This window comes from Sulfurovum sp. bin170, assembly GCF_010892395.1.
In the GTDB taxonomy this organism is placed as follows: domain Bacteria; phylum Campylobacterota; class Campylobacteria; order Campylobacterales; family Sulfurovaceae; genus UBA1140.
Genome location: NZ_JAACKB010000091.1, coordinates 1 through 3,969, shown reverse-complemented (window position 1 = coordinate 3,969; position 3,969 = coordinate 1). Strand labels below are relative to the sequence as shown.

At 36.7% G+C, this 3,969-nt stretch carries 4 protein-coding genes and 1 tRNA gene; all 5 read left to right on the top strand.

Annotated features, from left to right (window positions below):
* The first annotated feature begins 103 nt into the window (after window positions 1–103).
* The 5 genes from coaE (at window position 104) to GSY74_RS02145 (ending at window position 3,895) form a co-directional block, all read left to right on the top strand.
* Entirely contained in the window at window positions 104–700 is a 597-nt protein-coding gene (gene coaE, locus GSY74_RS02165) for a dephospho-CoA kinase (protein WP_164663476.1), read from the top strand.
* A 10-nt stretch (window positions 701–710) separates the two neighbouring features.
* A complete protein-coding gene (locus GSY74_RS02160) occupies window positions 711–1,205 on the top strand; it encodes a murein L,D-transpeptidase family protein (protein ID WP_164663475.1) in 495 nt (164 codons plus the stop codon).
* Window positions 1,206–1,416: 211 nt separating this feature from the next.
* A complete protein-coding gene (locus GSY74_RS02155) occupies window positions 1,417–2,979 on the top strand; it encodes a YifB family Mg chelatase-like AAA ATPase (RefSeq protein ID WP_164663474.1) in 1,563 nt (520 codons plus the stop codon).
* Between the two features lie 193 nt (window positions 2,980–3,172).
* The gene (locus tag GSY74_RS02150) at window positions 3,173–3,733 is read left to right on the top strand and encodes a hypothetical protein (protein ID WP_164663473.1); all 561 of its coding nucleotides are present in this window, start codon (window positions 3,173–3,175) and stop codon (window positions 3,731–3,733) included.
* Between the two features lie 85 nt (window positions 3,734–3,818).
* A tRNA-Pro gene (locus GSY74_RS02145) sits at window positions 3,819–3,895 on the top strand.
* The last annotated feature ends 74 nt before the right edge of the window (window positions 3,896–3,969 follow it).

Below are 3,969 nucleotides of genomic sequence, written 5' to 3'. Positions count from 1 at the left end.
TATAGAGGATGAAAAATCCTTTTCTTTTTCAGCTAATATTTCCTTATGATAATAACTTTTTTTGATTAAAAATATTCTTTTAATTTATAAGGAGAGATAGAGTATGAAGAGTTTTAGATATGCAGTTGTTTTGACAGGAAGTATATCAACAGGTAAGAGTACAGTTGTTGAGATTCTGAACCAAAAGGGATTCTCTTTTATAGATGCAGATAGAGTTGCTCATACTATACTAGATAGAGAGTATAAAAAAATAGCTGAACTATTTGGTTTGGAATATATAATAGATAGCAAAGTTGATAGAAAAGCTTTAGGGAGACTGATTTTTGCTAATCCTAAAGAGAAAAAAAAACTTGAGAAGACTCTTCATCCATTGATATATAAAGAGATAAAGAGACAATCAAAAAGGCTAGATAACTTAAAAAAACCATATATAATAGATATACCTCTATTTTTTGAGACAAATCGTTATCCTATAGAGAAGAGTATAGTCGTCTATACCCCAAAAGAGAAACAGTTGGAGAGATTAATAAAAAGGGATACTTTTTCAAAAGAGGAGGCAGAACAACGCATAGATTCACAGATTGATATAGAGATTAAGAGAGAAAAAGCAACATATTTGATAGATAACAGTGGAGATTTAAACGCTCTTCAGGAAGAGTGTGCTAGAGTTAAAGAGAAAATTTTATCGGATTTCAGATAGGGGGTATTTTATGTTTAGATCTATTGTTATTTTGGCTATTTTATCTATGACTCTAATGGCAGAGAGTTTTATGATGGCAGAGAAGGTGATTGTCAAAAAATCAACGCGAATGTTGTACCTCTCAGCAGGAGGAGAGATATACAAAAAATATCATATCTCATTGGGAATTATGCCTATAGGAGCAAAAGAGATAGAGGGAGATATGAAGACCCCAGAGGGTAGATATGTTTTGGACTATAGACAAGCGAGTAGACTATATAACCGATCGATACATCTCTCATACCCAAATAATAAAGACAAGGCTAAGGCAAAAGAGTTAAACGCTAGTGCAGGAGGTATGATTATGATTCATGGAACTCCCTCTAACTGGTCTCTCTCTCCGATAGGAGATTGGATGTCAATGCTTCTCGACTGGACAGAGGGGTGTATAGCTTTGAGTAATGATGATATGGAAGAGGTGTGGGATAGAACTACAAGAGGTACACCCATCATTATTATTCCATAATTAGGAACCAATACTTTTAGCCTAATGCCAATGAATGAACTAAATAGTTCGGGTATAAACACGCCGATTCCGAAAATGCAGATTGCATATAAGGAACCGATGGCTTTAGCCTCGCTCACTATTTTACGCAACTAAAGTCTGCATTTTCTAAAAAAACATGACAATTTGACATATTTTTAACAAAAATAGTTTTTTTATGAGATAATATCAGATGAGCCAAAATAACCATAGTGGTAATCTCCCACCAAAATCAAACAAAGAAGCTATCGTAAACTGCCTAACCTGTGCTACACTAAATGGTTTATCTGCCAAATCTATAGAAGTTGAGGCTACATTTACCAAAGGTCTCCCAGGTTTTTCTGTAGTAGGTCTAGCTAGTTCAGACATACAAGAGGCAAAAGAGCGAGTAAAATCAGCACTTTTGGTAAATGAGTTCAAGTTTCCTCCACTCAAACTTACAGTCAATCTAAGCCCTAGTGATATAAAAAAGAGTGGTACTCACCTCGACCTCTCCATCGCACTACTAGTTGCTCTGCACAAAAAGAAGATAGATGAAAAAAATCTTTTTGTTTTTGGAGAGTTAGGACTGGATGGACGAGTTAAATCCTCTTCAACTCTGTTTCCTATTATACTCTCACTAAAAGAGCAGGGAATTCTAAAAAGAGCCATAGTCCCACGAGTTGCGATGGAGCATCTAAGTCATATTGCAGGTGTGGAGTTTATCCCTGTAGATACGCTAAAAGAGGCAGAGAAGTTGTTGCAGAGTGGAGAGTACAACAAAAGCACTCAACAGTTCTCATATAAATCTAAATCTATCACTATAGGTACAAAAACCTACTACGATGAAGTTATAATAGAAGCGGACTTCTCTGATGTAAAAGGGCAAGGTGTAGCAAAAAGAGCAGCACTCATTGCTGCTGCTGGAATGCACAATTTTATGATGGAGGGGAACCCAGGTTGCGGCAAAAGTATGATAGCTAAGAGACTCAAAGATATTCTGCCACCACTACTAGAGGAAGAGATGTTATCTATCGCTAAACATCAGTTCCTCGATGGTGTAACTCCCGACTTCACAGCAAAACGACCCATGCGTTCACCTCACCATACTGCTACTACAGCATCTATCTTTGGTGGAGGTTCTCACACCGCACGGATAGGCGAGGTTGCTCTCGCTCACAATGGAATGCTTTTTTTTGATGAGCTACCGCATTTTCCAAAAAATATTTTGGAGGCTCTAAGAGAACCATTGCAAGATAGACGAGTCAATATCTCTAGGGTCAATGCAAAAGTAGAGTATGAAGCTGATATAATGTTCGTATCAGCCATGAACCCCTGTCCATGTGGAAACCTACTCTCCAAGAGAAAAGCGTGTCGTTGCTCTGAACGAGAGGTAAAAAGATACAAAAATAGACTCTCTGACCCTTTTCTTGACCGAATTGACCTGTTTGTGACGATGCAGGAGATATCTGCTGATGATAAAAAAGGTATTAGCTCAAAAGAGATGAAGAGAGCAGTTAATTTAGCCTTTAGACTACAAAAAGAGAGAGGACAAGAGCGACTTAATGGTAAACTAAGAGAGAATGAGGTTGAAGAGTTTTGCAAACTCTCATCTGATGCAGAGTCTATACTCTTTTCTGCGATTGAGAAGTTTGGACTCTCTCATAGAAGTTTAGGAAGTATCAGAAAGGTAGCTAGAACGATAGCTGATTTGGCATGTTCTGTAGGTATTGATAAGGTGCATGTTTTGGAAGCGTTATCTTATAGAAGACGATAAGGGTAACCACAGTAATGCCAATGAATTAGCGAGGCTGAAGCCATCGTTTCCTTATATGCAATCTGCATTTTCGGAATCGGCGTGTTTACACCCGAACTATTTAGCTTAATTCATTGGCATTGGCGACCACAGGGGGATTTCCCCTACACAATTTGGACACGGATTTTTGCTATTTTAATATAAAGGATTTTTTATGAGAAAATTACATCTACTACTATTTGTAACTATAGCTTTAATATTTGGTGCTTGTGGTACAAACATTGAAGATGATAGATACAGTAAAACCTATGATATGTGGAGATATATGACTCCACCATATACTATTGATGTTGAGTATGCTATCTATGAGAATGGTCAAAGAACTGACTATTTTTTTGAAACTACCAAGCTTTTCCCCTCAGGTATAGTTGAGCGAGTAAGTGGTGAGGATATTACTGTTTTAACTCCTTATGATAACTATATTAACATGGATGAGAGAGGTGGGGATAGAGTAGAAGTTCAACGAATTGTCAAGATAGGAGATACCAATATATTTAGAACATCTTCTGCCCTATCATGCAAAGTCGATGATTATTTTTTTGAAATAACAATCAGAGGTTCTAGGTTTCATGAGGTTATCAAAGTAAGTTGTCAAAAAGGAGCTGTTTATAGTGAAATATATTACGCTTATGAAGAGGGAATTGTCTCATTTTACAAAAAAAGTGGTGTAGATATAACTGAAACAGTAAAGGTAAGAGAGATAAAATTACAATAATTTAAAAAATCTCTTGACAACAATAATTTTTTTGACTATAATTGCATTCCTTTTTCAGATGTAACTTGTCTAAAAAGCAAAATTTCGGAGTGTAGCGCAGTCTGGTAGCGCACCTGGTTTGGGACCAGGGGGTCGAAGGTTCGAGTCCTTTCACTCCGACCATGATATTTAAAAACATAATATAATAAGTTTTTTGAGTAAATGTGACTAGTTACATGAGCCAACTGCTGAAGTTA

Excerpts from the sequence above, each read along its gene's own strand:
- coaE (WP_164663476.1), top strand. The coding sequence starts at position 104 with ATGAAGAGTTTTAGATATGCAGTTGTTTTGACAGGAAGTATATCAACA.
- GSY74_RS02160 (WP_164663475.1), top strand. The coding sequence starts at position 711 with ATGTTTAGATCTATTGTTATTTTGGCTATTTTATCTATGACTCTAATG.
- GSY74_RS02155 (WP_164663474.1), top strand. The coding sequence starts at position 1,417 with ATGAGCCAAAATAACCATAGTGGTAATCTCCCACCAAAATCAAACAAA.
- GSY74_RS02150 (WP_164663473.1), top strand. The coding sequence starts at position 3,173 with ATGAGAAAATTACATCTACTACTATTTGTAACTATAGCTTTAATATTT.